This is a genomic window from Shouchella oshimensis, from assembly GCF_004375095.1.
In the GTDB taxonomy this organism is placed as follows: domain Bacteria; phylum Bacillota; class Bacilli; order Bacillales; family Bacillaceae_D; genus Shouchella; species Shouchella oshimensis.
On the sequence record NZ_SNUX01000002.1, the window covers coordinates 519,206 to 534,810 of the forward strand.

17 protein-coding genes are annotated in these 15,605 nt (G+C 39.6%); 9 read left to right on the forward strand and 8 right to left on the reverse strand.

The genetic code is table 11. The features are described 5' to 3' along the window. Positions 1 to 116 precede the first annotated feature (116 nt). Both E2L03_RS08675 and E2L03_RS08680 read left to right on the forward strand, forming a co-directional pair. Positions 117 to 1,067 (forward strand): hypothetical protein, encoded by a 951-nt coding sequence (locus E2L03_RS08675; RefSeq protein WP_134258962.1) that lies wholly within the window; start codon positions 117 to 119, stop codon positions 1,065 to 1,067. Positions 1,068 to 1,707: 640 nt separating this feature from the next. After that, on the forward strand, positions 1,708 to 4,719 hold the full coding sequence (locus E2L03_RS08680; protein ID WP_206698869.1) for an exosporium glycoprotein BclB-related protein: 3,012 nt from the start codon (positions 1,708 to 1,710) through the stop codon (positions 4,717 to 4,719). A 77-nt stretch (positions 4,720 to 4,796) separates the two neighbouring features. Here the strand turns inward: E2L03_RS08680 and E2L03_RS08685 are convergent, their stop codons facing one another. Further along, positions 4,797 to 5,333, reverse strand: a complete 537-nt coding sequence (locus E2L03_RS08685; RefSeq protein ID WP_134258963.1) for a PadR family transcriptional regulator — start codon at positions 5,331 to 5,333, stop codon at positions 4,797 to 4,799. 134 nt (positions 5,334 to 5,467) lie between these two features. Between E2L03_RS08685 and E2L03_RS08690 the strand changes: the two genes are divergently transcribed. From E2L03_RS08690 to E2L03_RS08705, 4 genes are read left to right on the forward strand one after another with little or no spacing between them, the layout of a single operon-like run. Further along, positions 5,468 to 5,797 (forward strand): DUF1516 family protein, encoded by a 330-nt coding sequence (locus E2L03_RS08690; protein ID WP_038476773.1) that lies wholly within the window; start codon positions 5,468 to 5,470, stop codon positions 5,795 to 5,797. Positions 5,798 to 5,811: 14 nt separating this feature from the next. Further along, entirely contained in the window at positions 5,812 to 6,522 is a 711-nt protein-coding gene (locus E2L03_RS08695) for an alpha/beta family hydrolase (protein WP_208394345.1), read from the forward strand. Then, positions 6,519 to 7,406, forward strand: a complete 888-nt coding sequence (locus E2L03_RS08700) for a COX15/CtaA family protein (RefSeq protein ID WP_095149570.1) — start codon at positions 6,519 to 6,521, stop codon at positions 7,404 to 7,406. The genes E2L03_RS08695 and E2L03_RS08700 overlap by 4 nt, the downstream gene beginning before the upstream one ends. A gap of 6 nt (positions 7,407 to 7,412) precedes the next feature. Then, positions 7,413 to 8,285 carry a phytoene/squalene synthase family protein gene (locus E2L03_RS08705; protein WP_134258964.1) on the forward strand — a complete coding sequence of 291 codons (873 nt, stop codon included), beginning with the start codon at positions 7,413 to 7,415 and terminating at the stop codon, positions 8,283 to 8,285. Positions 8,286 to 8,664: 379 nt separating this feature from the next. On the opposite strand, the gene E2L03_RS08710 is transcribed toward E2L03_RS08705, so the two are convergent. After that, entirely contained in the window at positions 8,665 to 9,915 is a 1,251-nt protein-coding gene (locus tag E2L03_RS08710) for an MFS transporter (protein ID WP_134258965.1), read from the reverse strand. A 195-nt stretch (positions 9,916 to 10,110) separates the two neighbouring features. On the opposite strand from E2L03_RS08710, the gene E2L03_RS08715 reads away from it, so the two are divergent. Continuing rightward, entirely contained in the window at positions 10,111 to 10,347 is a 237-nt protein-coding gene (locus tag E2L03_RS08715) for a type 2 periplasmic-binding domain-containing protein (RefSeq protein ID WP_134258966.1), read from the forward strand. A gap of 475 nt (positions 10,348 to 10,822) precedes the next feature. On the opposite strand, the gene E2L03_RS20370 is transcribed toward E2L03_RS08715, so the two are convergent. Both E2L03_RS20370 and E2L03_RS08720 read right to left on the reverse strand, forming a co-directional pair. Then, entirely contained in the window at positions 10,823 to 10,972 is a 150-nt protein-coding gene (locus E2L03_RS20370; RefSeq protein WP_166740246.1) for a hypothetical protein, read from the reverse strand. Beyond that, positions 10,969 to 12,051, reverse strand: a complete 1,083-nt coding sequence (locus tag E2L03_RS08720) for a Rap family tetratricopeptide repeat protein (protein ID WP_134258967.1) — start codon at positions 12,049 to 12,051, stop codon at positions 10,969 to 10,971. The genes E2L03_RS20370 and E2L03_RS08720 overlap by 4 nt, the downstream gene beginning before the upstream one ends. A gap of 210 nt (positions 12,052 to 12,261) precedes the next feature. Here E2L03_RS08720 and E2L03_RS20845 point away from each other — a divergent pair, with 210 nt between their 5' ends. Continuing rightward, a complete protein-coding gene (locus E2L03_RS20845) occupies positions 12,262 to 12,393 on the forward strand; it encodes a hypothetical protein (RefSeq protein ID WP_276338648.1) in 132 nt (43 codons plus the stop codon). Positions 12,394 to 12,969: 576 nt separating this feature from the next. On the opposite strand, the gene E2L03_RS08730 is transcribed toward E2L03_RS20845, so the two are convergent. Next, entirely contained in the window at positions 12,970 to 13,914 is a 945-nt protein-coding gene (locus tag E2L03_RS08730; protein WP_134258969.1) for a hypothetical protein, read from the reverse strand. A gap of 34 nt (positions 13,915 to 13,948) precedes the next feature. Next, positions 13,949 to 14,110: a hypothetical protein gene (locus E2L03_RS20375; protein ID WP_166740248.1), complete on the reverse strand. Its 162-nt coding sequence runs from the start codon at positions 14,108 to 14,110 to the stop codon at positions 13,949 to 13,951. A gap of 205 nt (positions 14,111 to 14,315) precedes the next feature. Here E2L03_RS20375 and E2L03_RS08735 point away from each other — a divergent pair, with 205 nt between their 5' ends. Further along, positions 14,316 to 14,657 carry a DUF3888 domain-containing protein gene (locus E2L03_RS08735; protein ID WP_166740249.1) on the forward strand — a complete coding sequence of 114 codons (342 nt, stop codon included), beginning with the start codon at positions 14,316 to 14,318 and terminating at the stop codon, positions 14,655 to 14,657. A gap of 21 nt (positions 14,658 to 14,678) precedes the next feature. Here the strand turns inward: E2L03_RS08735 and E2L03_RS08740 are convergent, their stop codons facing one another. Next, complete coding sequence (locus E2L03_RS08740) at positions 14,679 to 15,155, reverse strand: DUF8837 domain-containing protein (protein ID WP_134258971.1); 477 nt, start codon at positions 15,153 to 15,155, stop codon at positions 14,679 to 14,681. Between the two features lie 18 nt (positions 15,156 to 15,173). Continuing rightward, a complete protein-coding gene (locus tag E2L03_RS08745; protein ID WP_134258972.1) occupies positions 15,174 to 15,587 on the reverse strand; it encodes a hypothetical protein in 414 nt (137 codons plus the stop codon). Between the last annotated feature and the right edge of the window lie 18 nt (positions 15,588 to 15,605).

The following is a 15,605-nucleotide window of genomic DNA, read 5'->3' on the forward strand; positions in this document are numbered from 1 at the left end:
ACTATGGCAGGAATTTATAGTGACATAGGAAAAGAGTGTATTTTTGAAATAAATCGCAATACACCTTTTATTTTCCAATAAAGCCGGGTATCTGAACACAAAGGAGATGGTGGCGTGTGTACAAGATGAGTGTATTGTTCTTATTAGTGTTTTTAGTTGCTGGTTGTCAAGGCTCTAATGATGAATTGAATGGGCAAAATCAAGATACGATTGAAACGGAGGAAGGAGAATTAGAAGAACTAGATACTGAAAGTGAAGCCTTGGAGTATAAAAAAATCGAAGTGGACGAAAGATATGTACTTAATACTCATTTGATAGATGAGGATCAGGCGTTTTATACGGCTTTCTCTATTTATCGCAACGAAAGTGAAGAGATAGATTCATTGGAAAAGCAAGTAATAAATTCCCTTACTGATAGCGATCCGTCTGAACAAGATATTTTGAGCTCTTTTACAAGTTTATCTCTTGAATCACGAGAGTTAACCATCCAATTTAATGAAGAGGGAAATCAATTATCCACAACAACAGCACAAACGACGTTGTTTTATGACTCGTTGTTTGGGATTAGTGACCTCTATGGGATAAAAGAGATTGTTTTTATCAATCCTGACGGTGGAACAGATATCATCGTTGCAGAAAGAGAGGTTAATAAACCTCTAGTAGTTGAAGAAGAAAGAGAGGCAACACGTGGGTATTATACAGTCTATGATGAAGCGTTAGAGGAGACTTTATTTTTAGCTGGCCAGGCACTTGAAGAACAGGTTGTAAATGAAGAGGGTGAGCTTTTATCGTTTTCAGACACTGTGGATAAGATGGAAATCATTGATGAAGAAGGTGCATTTTACGCTTCTGCCGTTGTGAAAGGAATTGACATTGTAAATGCAACACTCGTTAATGGAAAGGCATCTGTTCAATATACAATGGACGAAGACATAGTAACAGAAGCGGATCGTGTTGTGTTCGAAAATGCCATCCAGCTTGCCGCACTTGATTTCCAAGCGTCAAAAGTCGAATTGGTCAATGATACGTTAGAAGAGCATGTGATCTATTCATTAATTGAAGAGTGAAAAGTAAGACGAATTAGCTTCTTTAAGTCATTTCATCTTCTTATAGATCTAAATTTCAAGCACATGTATGAACATTAGACACATGGTAAGAATGATGGCTTGGCGCTAGATTTAGTAGATAGTAATAGCGTATTGGGGGCTATGTTAACGCATCTCTATATGGAAAACTAGTTGAAACTCTAGTCTTAAGTTTATGAAAAAAAGAGTTGAAGAGGCTGGGACATAACGAAAAGTAGTAGTTGAAAAGACGAATAGTCTAAAAGATGCTGAGTAGCACCGCTACAGGAGAATCCTTCGCTTTCCGGGGACACGGCCTCAGTCTCCTCCGTGGAAAACCGCCACTCCAGAGTCTTCAGACACGTGCTGATCCCCCAGGAGTCTTCAGATTCTCCTTCCGCTAATGTTCATATAAAAGAAACGACGAACGTTCCTATTTTCAGGAATGTTCGTCATTTTGATCTGTCTATCTACTTTTGTCCCAGCCTCATTCGACGTGTTCAAGATTTATTGTTTTTATAAGTTAACTCCTTTGGGCACTGGCCCTGTTTTGAAAAGAATCAACAATTGAAGAACCTTAACACAAACCCAAAATATAATGATTAGAAAAAGTTTTCTTCCAACATTGTAAAGGGTGAGTAGGTTGAGTGAATTTCATAACTGCAACAATATCCAATATTTTAGGCGTACGTTACGTAATGGTGGATCAGGTCAATTTGAATGTGAGTGTGATTTTAATGGTGCTACGGGTGCTCCTGGCCCAACAGGTCCAACGGGAGCCACCGGAATTGGATTTGATAGCGAAATAGTGGTATATGATCCAGCGTTAGCACCGGGTTACGCAGTTGGACAGTTGGTAAGTTTTGAGGGAAGTTTGTATGTAGTCAATACGGCACCACCGACAGGAGAGCCAGGGACATCAGCGGACTATAGCTTAGTTGCATCAAGAGGGGCGACGGGAGCGACTGGAGCTGGAAGTACGGGAGCCACAGGTCCAACAGGAGCCACCGGAATCGGGTTTGATAGCGGGATAGTGGAATACGATCCAGCGTTAGCGCCTGGTTATCCAGTCGGTCAGCTGGTAAGTTTTGAGGGAAGTTTGTATGTAGTCAATACGGCACCACCGACAGGAGAGCCAGGGACATCAGCGGACTATAGCTTAGTTGCATCGAGAGGAGCGACCGGAGCGACGGGAGCTGGAAGTACGGGAGCCACGGGTCCAACAGGAGCCACCGGAATCGGGTTTGATAGCGGGATAGTGGAATACGATCCAGCGGTCGCGCCAAGTTATCCAGTCGGTCAGCTGGTAAGTTTTGAGGGAAGTTTGTATGTAGTCAATACGGCACCACCGACAGGAGAGCCAGGGACATCAGCGGACTATAGCTTAGTTGCATCGAGAGGAGCGACCGGAGCAACGGGAGCTGGAAGTACGGGAGCCACGGGAATAACAGGAGCGACCGGAGAAACCGGAGCCACGGGAGAAACAGGAGCGACCGGAGAAACAGGAGTCACGGGAGTCACTGGGGTAACCGGAGAAACGGGAGCCGCAGGAATAACAGGAGCCACGGGAATAACAGGAGTAACCGGAATAACTGGAGAAATAGGAGCCACGGGAGAAACAGGAGCAACCGGAGAAACGGGAGCAACCGGAATAACGGGAGTCACGGGAATAACAGGGGACACAGGAGCCACGGGAATAACAGGGGCCACAGGAGCCACGGGAATAACAGGGGCCACAGGAGCCACAGGAATAACAGGAGCCACAGGAATAACAGGAGCCACAGGAGTAACCGGAATAACGGGAGCCACAGGAGTAACCGGAATAACAGGAGCCACGGGAATAACAGGAGCCACGGGAGTCACTGGGTTAACAGGAGTCACGGGAGCCACAGGTGTAACCGGAATAACGGGAGAAACGGGAGCCACAGGAATAACCGGTGTAACAGGAGCGACGGGAGAAACAGGAGCCACCGGAGCCACAGGGCCTGGTACTGGAGCGACTGGTGTAACCGGAGCAACAGGAGCCACGGGGGCCACAGGACCTGGTGCAGGAGCCACGGGGGCCACAGGACCTGGTGCAGGAGCCACGGGGGCCACAGGAGAAACCGGAGCGACTGGGGTAACTGGAGAAACAGGAGCCACGGGAATAACAGGAGCGACTGGGGTAACTGGAGAAACAGGAGCCACGGGAATAACAGGAGCGACGGGGGAACCCGGAGTAACCGGAGCAACAGGAATATCCGGAGCAACAGGAGCCACGGGAATAACGGGAGCCACAGGAGTAACCGGAGCCACGGGAATAACAGGAGCAACAGGAGTCACCGGAGTAACGGGAGTCACCGGAGTAACGGGAGTCACAGGAGCCACTGGGTTAACAGGAGCCACTGGGTTAACAGGAGCCACTGGGTTAACAGGAGTCACCGGAATAACAGGAGTCACAGGAGCCACGGGAATAACAGGAGTCACAGGAGAAACGGGAGCAACCGGAGTTACAGGAGTAACCGGAATAACGGGAGCCACTGGGTTAACAGGAGCCACTGGGTTAACAGGAGCTACGGGAGTCACAGGAGTAACCGGAGCCACCGGAGTAACGGGAGTAACCGGAGCAACAGGAGTCACAGGAGCCACTGGGTTAACAGGAGCCACTGGGTTAACAGGAGTAACTGGGTTAACAGGAGTAACCGGAGTAACGGGAGTAACCGGAGCAACGGGAGTAACCGGAATAACGGGAGCCACAGGAGTAACGGGAGCCACAGGAGTCACAGGAGTAACGGGAGTAACGGGAGTAACCGGAGCAACCGGAATAACGGGAGTCACAGGAGCCACTGGGTTAACAGGAGTAACCGGAGCCACAGGAGCCACAGGAGCCACAGGAGTAACGGGAGTAACCGGAATAACGGGAGCCACAGGAGTAACCGGAGTAACGGGAGCCACAGGAGTCACAGGAGTAACCGGATCAACAGGAGTAACCGGAGCAACCGGAATAACGGGAGTCACAGGAGCCACTGGGTTAACAGGAGTAACGGGAGTAACGGGAGTAACCGGAGCCACGGGAATAACGGGAGCCACGGGAGTAACCGGAGCAACAGGGATAACAGGAACGACTGGTTCAACCGGGGTGGCTGGATCAGGAGCGGTTGTACCATTTGCTTCTGGATTACCAACAACCTTAACAACTATTGCTGGTGGATTGGCAGGAACAACGAGCTTAGTCGGGTTTGGTAATTCGGTTGTAGGCGTTGGTTTAGTAGGGGGGAATGCGATTGACCTTACTGGTGCAGCTGGAACGTTACTGAACTTTGCTTTTGTTGTTCCGAGAAGTGGGACAATTACAGCGTTATCAGGCTTCTTTAGTGTGACAGCGGGACTTTCCTTAGTTGGTTCCACCGTAACAATTACGGCTCAAGTCTTTCGATCTCCAGGACCGACGCCAACGAACACGTTAACAGCGATTCCTGGTGCAGTCGTAACGTTAGCACCAGCCTTAACTGGAGCGATTACGATAGGAGCCACATCAAGTGGAATCACATCCGGGTTAAATATCCCAGTCGCAGCTGGCGATCGATTGTTGTTAGTATTTTCGGCGACGGCAACGGGATTAACATTATTAAATACTGTAGCGGGTTATGCTAGTGGGGGCTTAGCGCTAAACTAACGAAACCAAACAAACTGCTGGAGATGGGTCCAGCAGTTTGTTTCTTTAAGTTTTTGTATGGTACATGTTCGTGTCTGTTAGTCCGTCGTTCTTTTTTCTATTAGGCTTTTGGCCCACTGACACCATTCTATATACATTTTTGCGTACCGAATGCCGTATTCAACAGTTAATAGAGCCCCAAGGTCTTGCTTGTTTTCTTGTTTGAAATGGTCTCTCCACGCTTCTGTCTTTTCTAACGTAATGCGTTCCCTTTCTATCACCTCATCTAAAAGAGTGAGCACTTCTTTGTGAGTTAAGATTGGGAAGATAGTGGTTTTAATTAGAAATTCATCTTTTATTTTAGCTGATTTTAAAGGTTCTTCTATAGCCCACCGAATGAGTTCTTTTCTCCCTTTATCTGTAAGAGAGTAAATCTTTTTATTGGGGGATGATTCTTGAATCACAAGCTCGTGGTCTACGAGTTCTTCTTTTTCCATTTTGTGAAGCTCTGTATAAATTTGACTGTGGGTTGAACCCCAAAAATGAACCATCTGTTGCTTAAAAATGTGGACAACATCATAACCAGTCACGCGTCGTTTGGAAATGATTCCTAAAAGAGCATATCGCAGACTCATATCTTATTCATTCCTTAAAGTTTGTCAATATAAAGAAACTATACCATATCTTCTTGACCAATGTCTGACGAGTGTTTATTATTACTATAGTTTCATATGTCAAAAAAGACATATGGTGCAGAGGGGAGATTCATATGGATAACGTTCTTTATCAAACGCACATTGGGACATGGGCGATTTTAGCATTAGCTGTAATTGTCAGTCTGTTTTATCGTTCTTTCTATTTAAAGATCTTTTTTAGAATTCTTGCAGTGTTGATGTTAACAAGTGGAATTGGTTTAGCCATTTCTCTTTCTTTCCCACTCGTCTTCGTAATGAAGTTGATTATAGCTGTACTGTGTATAGGCTTAGTAGAAATGTTGTTAAAGCGAGAGAAACCTATTAAATCCTACGTTCTGTTAGGTTCAACCTTTATCAGCTTTTTATTGTTATGCCTGATCGGTTTTGGGGTGATTCGATTCTAATGAAGAAAAAAAGAATGAAACTTGTATTGCTAGTTATCCTCGCTCTTATTATATCTAGTATTCTAGGCTTTTATATCTGGTCACAAAATACGTACAGTGCTATTGAAGACCTTCCTGAAAGCGTAAAGGAACAAGATGGTTGGCTTTTATTTGAAGCGGATGACCCGCAAAATGGGCTTGTCCTTTACCCAGGAGCCAAAGTAGAACCAGATGCTTACGCCTTTTTAGGTGAGGAATTAGCTAGCCAAGGCATCACGGTAGCCATTCCATCTGTCCGCTTGAATTTACCTATTTTTGACCTCTCTAAAGCGGATGAGTTGTTTCAAAGGGAGGGCGTTGACTCGTTGAACTGGTATATAGGTGGTCATTCCATGGGAGGAGCGGCAGCTGCTATGTATGCAGATGCAAACTTGGATAAGGTTTCTGGTTTAGTGTTATTAGGTGCTTATGCTGCTGATAATGATTACTTACAAACGTCTCAGCTTCCGGTTTTGTCGATTAGTGGTTCTGAAGACGGCTTAAGTACACCTGAAAAAATCAATCAGTATCGCCAAAATCTTCCTGATACTGCTCAATTTATTGAGATAGAAGGAGGAAATCATGCTCAGTTCGGGGTATATGGGCCACAATCTGGAGACAATGAAGCCGCTATTTCTGTTGATAAGCAACAAGAGATGATCATAACAACTATTTTAGAGTGGATAGATGACCAGGGGGATGTATGAAGAAGCTCAGAATTTTTTCCATCCTAACAACCATTGTTGTACTGTTTGTGCTACTTCAAGGCTCCATTGTCACAAAGACCGGCTCTGGACAGGGGTGTGGAACAACTTGGCCACTCTGTTTTGGAGATGTTATTCCGTACAATCCAACGTTAGAAACGATTATTGAATACACACACCGCTTACTATCCAGTATAGCTGGTATGCTTGTGTTCATCTTATCCTTCTGGTCTTGGAAACAGTTATCCTATGTAAAAGAGATTCGCTTTTTTGCTCTTTTAGCTTCAGCGGCTATTTTGCTTCAAGGCTTAATGGGAGCCGGTCAAGTTGTTTATGGGCAACCGCCGTTAATTATGGCTCTTCATTTCGGTTTTTCTGCCATTTCATTAGCGGCTGTCTCTGTTATCACGCTGTTTACATTTGAGAAGCGCTGGAATCCGTTTAAGGTGACTGTAGGAAAATCATTTCTTCGGTATGTGATAGCCCTCACCATTTATTCGTACTTGGTTATTTATACAGGGGCATTTGTGAAGCATATGGGCGCTGCGACGGCATGCTCTGGATTTCCATTATGTAATGGTGAATGGATCCTTTTTAGTGAAGGGGCGATTGTGTTTGCCCAAATGTTTCATCGGCTTGCAGGAATGACGTTAGCCTTGCTCGTACTTCTATTTGCCGTTTGGGCCATTCGTATGTACAAAAAGCAGCGATCCCTCGTTATCATTAGTTTGGCCAGTATAGGGTTGATTGGCATTCAACTTGCCAGTGGGATTGGAATGGTACTCACATATAATCAAAACTTAACAATTGGAATAATCCATGCACTAACGATTTCACTTTTATTTGCTTTGTTTACGTATACCATCGTTTTATCGAGAAGAGGATGATTGAAGATGACTGATTTAGATGATGCCTATGCGCTATGCTATGAAAAAATGAAAACACATTCTGCTACGTTTTCGAAAGCTTTTCATTTTCTCCCAGTAAAGCAGAGAAGAGCTGTTTGGGCGATTTATGCTTTTTGCAGACAAGCAGATGACATTGTTGACGATGAAGGCGAGATGTTTACAAAAAGGCGTAAACTAAAGACGTTTGAACAACAGTTCGATCAGATGCTTGTAGATAAAGATGTTTCCCAGCCCGAGTGGCTAGCACTAAAAGATGTGTTTAACCAGTTTCATGTGAATCCATTGGATTTTAAAGATCAATTAAAAGGACAAGCGTTTGATTTGCGAACAAAGCGGATCGTCACTGTAGAAGAGTTGGAGCAGTATTCGTACTTTGTAGCCAGTACTGTCGGATTAATGCTCTTACCTATTCTTGCGCCAATGGATCATCACGCATTGAGGGAAAGCGCTATTGCCCTTGGAAAAGGAATGCAGCTTACGAATATCCTACGTGATGTGGGAGAGGATCTTCAAAGAGGCAAAATTTACTTGCCTATTGATCTAATGAATGAGTACGGGGTTACCGAGGAGCAGTTAAAAGCAGGAGTTGTCGACCAATCGTTTATTGATCTGTGGGAAGCAGTAGCTAGAAAAGCCGAACACTACTATGACCAGTCTTTAGAACAGCTGGATGTGTATCCTAATGAAGCCAAATTTAGTGTATATGGGGCTACTATCATGTACAGAGAGATTTTACAAGCAATTCGAATGGAAAAGTACGATGTGTTTTCCCGTAAGATTTATGTAGACGACCAGCGCAAAAAAGAGATATTAGCCGAGTTACGATTAACGAAAGACGAGCATAGACAACCTCTTTGATAAGATTTTAAAATTTTGAACGTCTTGGCATTTTGTATGCGTTAATTTACGATTTCTATTGTGCTGTTCTGACCTAAAGAACTTGCACCTCATTTAGGTGCAAGTATTATTCATTATTACTTTAGCTCAATTTTAATACCACCTTAATTGCTTTAGAAATTCTACAAGCCAATAAAGGTGCACTAAATTTTGATAGATAGTTAAGTTTGTAATGACTCAGAAATACATTTACTTCTGTAAAAATGTTCTGCAATTTAGTTTCTCGTCTATTAACCTGTTACAATAGCTTTTCCAATACCAATATAAAACGAGTTATTAAAGAAATCTTTTTTGAAATTTTCTTCATGTTGTTCGTCTCCAACTAATAAGAACAAGCTCTTTAATCCGTTTTTTCTGTCCATCCTTTTAAAAGAAGCATGCTGGCTAGTAAAGCGATAAGCATAAAAACAACCAGAATACGTAATATTAACATGTATCCTATTGTCGCTCCCCCTATTCCCATGATTACTGTTCCTAAAGGTATGCTTACAAAGGTTATAAGTCTTCTAACACTAAATACTCTTACTCGAATAGTGGGTGGAGTCATTTCTAACCAAGCCCCACCTATAAACATAAGTAGTAGAATGAATAAAATGCCCATTACAACACTAGATGCTATTAAAAAATAGTGATTCTGCAATACTGTTACCAAAAAAACGACTACCGCCATTAGAAATACTAAACCAGCAGATACTACTCCTGGTTTCTTAGTTCGTTTTGCCACTTTTATAAAAATTAATGACGTGAAGATCATCCCCACTCCATAAGCCGATGAGAATGTACCATAAAAAACCTCTTCTCTTTCGTTTTCAATTGGCATTTCTGATATAAAAGCTGGTAATAGTTGATAAAATGAAGGAACAACTAAACTATTGATAATTCCCACTATTAACAAAAATATTAACAGTTGTCTTTTAGCTATCCAAGACCAAGAATCTCGTGCATCTGATAGAAGTGAGCTAAATGAGATTCTTTTTTGAGGACTTTTTTCTTCTTTCTTATTGGTTAGTATTAAAGAAGCCCATAGAAATAAAAACAAAATTGATAACATTATAGATATGGCTGCGACAATTGAGGTTAGGTATATAAGTCCCGTAGCTAATAGTGCTCCTCCCAATATAGGTGCAAGAACTCTCGCTAACTGTGGTTGAAGTTGAATAAGGAGAGCAGTTCGATTTGATGCCCAATGTTTCGGGGCTAAATCTGCGAGCGATGTTTCTAAAGCAGCACTATATAATGAAAATGAACTTTCAAATGTAACCACAATTAAAGCAACCAATAAAATCAATAAAAACCCTGTAATCAACCCAGAGTAAGGATATATAAGACTTATTATAGTTAATAGCAAGATAACTTTCGTTATAATCATAAAATAGATTCTATTAACTCTATCAATTAACCCTGAAAAAAGAACAACAATTACTGTAGAGATTAAATTACCCGTTGCCATAATTATACCTAATACATCTCCACCTCCATAAGGTGATTCAGTTATAAACCAACCTATAGTAAATATGGTTAGTGAATATGAAAAAAATACAAGACAACTAGGAGTCCAAATTTTTAAAAAATTAATCTTGTCCAACTTCATAACATCATCCTATGTACGTATAATGTGGAAAACTATCTATATTGCTTAATTTATTCTAAAATTTATTCCCTCCTTTGCTCCTCCTAATTCTAATTCAAAAGAATTTAAACTACATTATACTACAAAAACGAGATTATTCCTTCATATATCACGGTATGTTTCTTACGATGGTAATGGGGGGCAATTACAAGTTAATTGGGCGGTAACACCGAAGTAATTTCTACCCATCTATCTGATGCTAGTCAATATATTCGTTCTGGAGATATGAAAGTATGGGGGATTTCGGCAACAGAAAGAATTAATGGTGAATTCTCTAAATTACCAACTTATAAGGAGCAAAGAGTAGACGTTGAATATAATTTGTACCGAGGAATTTTTGGGCCTAAAGATATGGATGAAGAACTAGTATCTTATTGGGATAACTTGAATTAAACTCAGAGGAATGGCATCTTAGAAAGAAGTACGGTGGATGGAAGAACCGTAAAGTAGAACGAATCAAATACACTGATTGGTGTTCAATTTAAGATCGTTAAAAACACCAAGAAGAAAAACTATTTGTTAGAAAAATTATTCGCTTCACATGGTGAGGGTGTAGATTAAGAAAAATTTACAATTTGTATCCTTAACTAGTTGTTAGTATATGCTTTTAACAATGAGGGAGTGTACAAGCTCCATCTTTTATTGTATGTCCAATCAATGTATTTACCTAAATGATAAAAAAAGACAACCGTTACTTTGCGGTTGTCTTTTTTGTAGGATGTGCTAATCTCAAAACCTATTTGTGATCAAGATGGTACTTAAATACTTCCTAAATCTATCAGCAATAATTCACATGTTGAATGGAGCCGTTGAAACGGCTCCATTCAAGCGTTAGACAATTCCTTCTGCTGATTGTAACACATCAAAATTAAACATTAAGGGTGATGCTAGTTGGTGCTTTTTCAACGTCGCCTTTTCCTCCACCTGCTTGTTCGACATCGCCTTTTCCGCCTGGAGAGTTAATCGTAATAATCGTGATGATGGCAGTTGCTAAAAGTGCATAAGACCATTTTTTCAAGTTTGATTCACCCCCACAATATGATTGTTTTGACCCATTTTTCGAGCCAACTTTAAATATTCTAGGGAACGTGCTAAATCTCCTTTAGACTCGAAATAGTGTGATATTTCGTCACACATTAATGCGTATTCAAAAAACAATTCGTCCGATTCAAGCGTGGCTAAACCGGTATCAACAAGAGTGATACTATTTTCAAGATACAGTCCACGACTGATCTTACAGCGTGCAATGAATTCCGGAAGTTTAAGCCTTTTGACTCTTTTTTCGAGTTCGTCAAATCCGTGTGAGTAAGTTCCCATCATCATTTGAATATTGTATAGATGATACGTTGTTTTTACTGCTGTTACGGAGTCTTTGAATTCAGGAATGGCTATTGCCATTTTGAAGCTTTCCGTGGCATTTACAAACTGATCTAATGCTATGTAGTGAATTCCTAAGTTGTGGTATGTAAGAGCATTCTCATAGGGGTAAGGCTTCGTCATTTTACTAAGTTCTCTATAAAGAGCTTCTGCCGTATCAAATAGCTTCATTTCGCTTGCAATGATGGCGAGGGCTAGTTTACAAGTAATTTCGTTCTTTTTATATAACGAGTCTCTTTCAAATATTTCTAGAGCCTGTTCGATATAGGAAATGGCAAACGTATATTGGTCGATCTTGTAATAACTCATTCCAAGCTTTTGATAAAATTCAGCTTTTTCGGCTTGATCGTCTACTTTGTCGAGCAATCGTTCAGCAATTTTGTACGTCCGAATTGCGGACTTGTAGCGTTGATCTAGGTATTCGTTTTGACCAGAGACATAGTAATACATATAGTTGAGGTAGTCGTCTCTTTCTATCTCAATAGTGTTTAGTGGTGGTGCTTCTGCTTTTTCCCCGTTTGGATAGGAAACAAGCAAGTTGTGCTTAAATGAAATTAATTGATAATACGCGAGCATTTTGTCGTCGGGTTTCATCTTGTCGATGGCTATAATAGTTTTTTCGCGCGCTTCTTTGGCTGATTCAACATCTTTAGCAATTAGGCAACTATGCCATTGCACAATCTTTTCGCCCACTTTTTCAGGTGCTAACTGATTCGCCAAACTAAACCCCTCTTTTCCAATTTATTGTATAATAGTCCAATTATAAGTTTATTCGACATAAAATAGATAGAGTTTGATTCTATTTCCCAATAGAGGGTGTGAAGTAATTCCATTTACTTTATTTTATTAAAGGGGACTAAAGGGTCTAAAATGATTAATTTGACCGACTTTGAGAGAAAGTTAGTGCAAATTGTACGAAATCGTAAAATAATGGGCAAGGAAGTGACTATAAGTATTTTAAGTAAGCTAATGAATCGTTCAAAACAAGAAATTAGGGAAACGGTAAATAAATTAAAAGAGAAAAATGTATGGTTAGGGTTTATTCAAAACGTACATGAATAAAAAATACCTATGTTATAATTTAAAGCAAATCACTTGGATGGATTTTATTGTTTAGATTAACAAGGTCATTTAATGATGAAAAGGAATTATTAATGGAAACTGGTCAACCTGTAGCAAAGACATTTGATAGCCGAATAGAAGCGTTACATCTAGCTAAAAAATAAACGCAAACTTGTTCAATAATCTTGATGAAGACAAGCAATGGATTGTTGAATCTATTGAGCATCCAAATAAAGAGTAGGTTCTAGATATTTCTAGACCCCCTTCTTTGCTTTAGCTGTGATCGACTAACTAGAACCATCAAGGAGGTGTTTATCATTTTTGACGGTACAGTAATTGTGCAAGTTATTGCTTTTTTGGGACTCGGTTTTATCTTATATTTACTTTTCCTTACCGCCAAAGCTTTACGAAAACACTTTAGAAATAAAAGGTAGAAACGGCTATGGAGAATAGATTAAAAGGTAACCTCTTTATTCCCTACCGTGTAATTTTTTACACGGTTAGACAAACAACTTCATTGACATAAAAAAACAGACCGCAAAATAGTGGTCTGCTTATATTTCTTTAAACGTGTGATTATAAATCATTGAAGAATCTAGTGACACTAAAGGTTCTAATATCTTCTGCCGACAGATTGCGATACATATGAACCTCATATTCATCATAAAGTGTAAATCGTGAACTGTCTGAAACGTATCGAACACCTGGTTCAGTTACAAATGTATTTTGTGATCCGCTAGTACCTAGAGGGATATCGCTTTGCCATTGGGCATAACCACTTGAAATGCTCGATTGATTTGTGATACTAGAATTTAATGTAGAGAAAGACCAGCTTATATTAGGAACTAGCCCTGATAAACCTACACTTACTGTACTACCACTTCCAGTGTTTTCCGTAGGTCCATAACTTTGAATGGAGCCGTTACTAGATGAATTTGTTGTCAAAGCACGTGTTTGATAACTATTTGCAGGTTCAACCTCGTTAAAGTAACGAACATCAATTACATCACTTCCACTAGATGTTCCTCGATTATCTACTTCTAAATTTGATGTAAAATTAGCCATAATTGCATCACTGTTATATCGATCTCGAACAGTGAAATTCGATGATCTAAATTCGGTTTGCTGGATTCCAACTTCAAGTCCATCAACCACTTCGTAATCTTTTAAAGCTCTTTGTTTAACATTTTCTTCATCCAATACGTCAAGTTCATCAAAGAATAAGCTTGAGTAGGTATTTCCATTAGAGTGATAGACAGATACTCCTTGAATAGTAATATCTTGATTATTAATTTTAAAGGATTCTCCAGTTAAATCTTGTGCTTGTTCTTCAGTCAATGTTCCCTCTTCTAGGCGATAAAAGTAGTATGTTTCATCTTCTAATGAATTAGATAAAGATGAAACTTCATTTTCATTAATTACAATTTCCTTGAAAGAGTTTTCAGCATTTGCGCTTTCATTGTAAAAGAATAAACCTGCTCCTAAAAAAGATACACTTAAAAGACCAACTGTTTTCTTCAAAAAAAAACCTCCATAATTATTTTTTGGATTCTGTTTATTTATTTTTTCTTTCTGAATCCATTTTGTTAATTAGCAACCCTAAGATTGCGCCTAAAGAAACATTTGTTACTAGAGTTCCGTCAACTTCACCGTTGATTATTAAGGTGAAAAACCCTCCTATTATTGCTAGAATAAATGGTGTATAAAAATTCTTCATGTCTGTCATTCTCCTTTAATCTATTTATTGTCTACCTTATATTACTAAATTCAAAACATGTTTTTATATAATTTGCAACATTATTTATTATCTCAATGTCGGAAATTTAATTTTAAAGTAAAATGACCACTCAAAGGTATATTAATGACGCTTTAGGACAATTTAACAAAAAAGGAGGTGTCCATAAGTGCGTAGGAAAAAATTCATGCTAACTTTAACAGCCTTATTCACGTTGATTCTTCTATTGGCAAATATAAATGTAGCTGGTGCTGAACAATCTAATGAAACAAAGGTTATCTTAACATTATTATATCCAGCTACAAGTAAAGCTTTAAATGAGATATATCCAGACAGGGAATTTGACTTATGGAATGCAAAGATTAAGTCTATAAAACAAAATGACCATCAAGATTATGATTATACTGCCGTTGTTGAATATAACACTTATACGGGTCCTCATAACCCTCCCGAAGATAACGTTTTAATTGAATATTCTATATCATTGAATGGAGTTAAAATAGATAATATTAAAAAGACAGATAATTAATTATCTGTCTTTCCAACTTAATCATTCAGTTTCTTCTTTTTTTAATAATTGCGGTGGTGGAGCAGTGGTATCATAATTAACTCTCTTTTTACCAAATTTAGTAGCATTTGATTTATTAGTGTTGTTATCGACACCGAAGTATATGTCAAACCATTGACGTGTTAATCCACGATTACAGTTGACGTCACCCATATCTTCTACATAAAAGCTTCTTTTAGTAACACCACTAACCATTGTTAAATTAGTTGTAGTATAAATGTGTGTACCATAGGGGAAAATTGTCCCTGACCTTGGTACTCCGCAAGTATTAGGATGAACCGCTGCTGTACTATATTGTCTAGGTGTCGATCCATGATAAGTTTTCGAACCGCTGCTAGCAACATAAGCTGTGACATCTTGGTTTGAATATCTAGCAGCACTAGCCTCGTCATTGCTAACGATAAAACATAAACCAATAATAATAGGACTTAATGCAACACTCGTTATTAGCTTTTTCAAACTAAATCCCCCTTAGTGTTAATTTGTTTCAGTCCAACCAATTTGTTCTCCTGTTTGAGCATCAAAATGTATTTCAGCCAACTTAGAATCAATTGTTCCTACAACAGTTAAAAATTGGATTCCCTGATCTTCAATTAATTTATAATGATACCCAGAAAAAATAACGTCCTGTCCGTTCCCTTTTTCTAATTTGAAATCTGAAATGGCAATTTTAATGATTTCATCACTGTTAAAATTAATTTGGCCTTTAAATATTTCATTCTGATAGCTGGAGTCAAAATCTTCGAGAACTATTTCTTTTACAATTTCTCGGTTTTCAATTGTGATTGCTAAGCCTTCTTCATTAGAGGGTAAATTAAATAATAAGTGCCAACTTGATCTGAATCCATTTTCTCCATTAGGTTGATTATCGTCTATGCTATTTAGCTCCATTAACTGTGATTTATCATC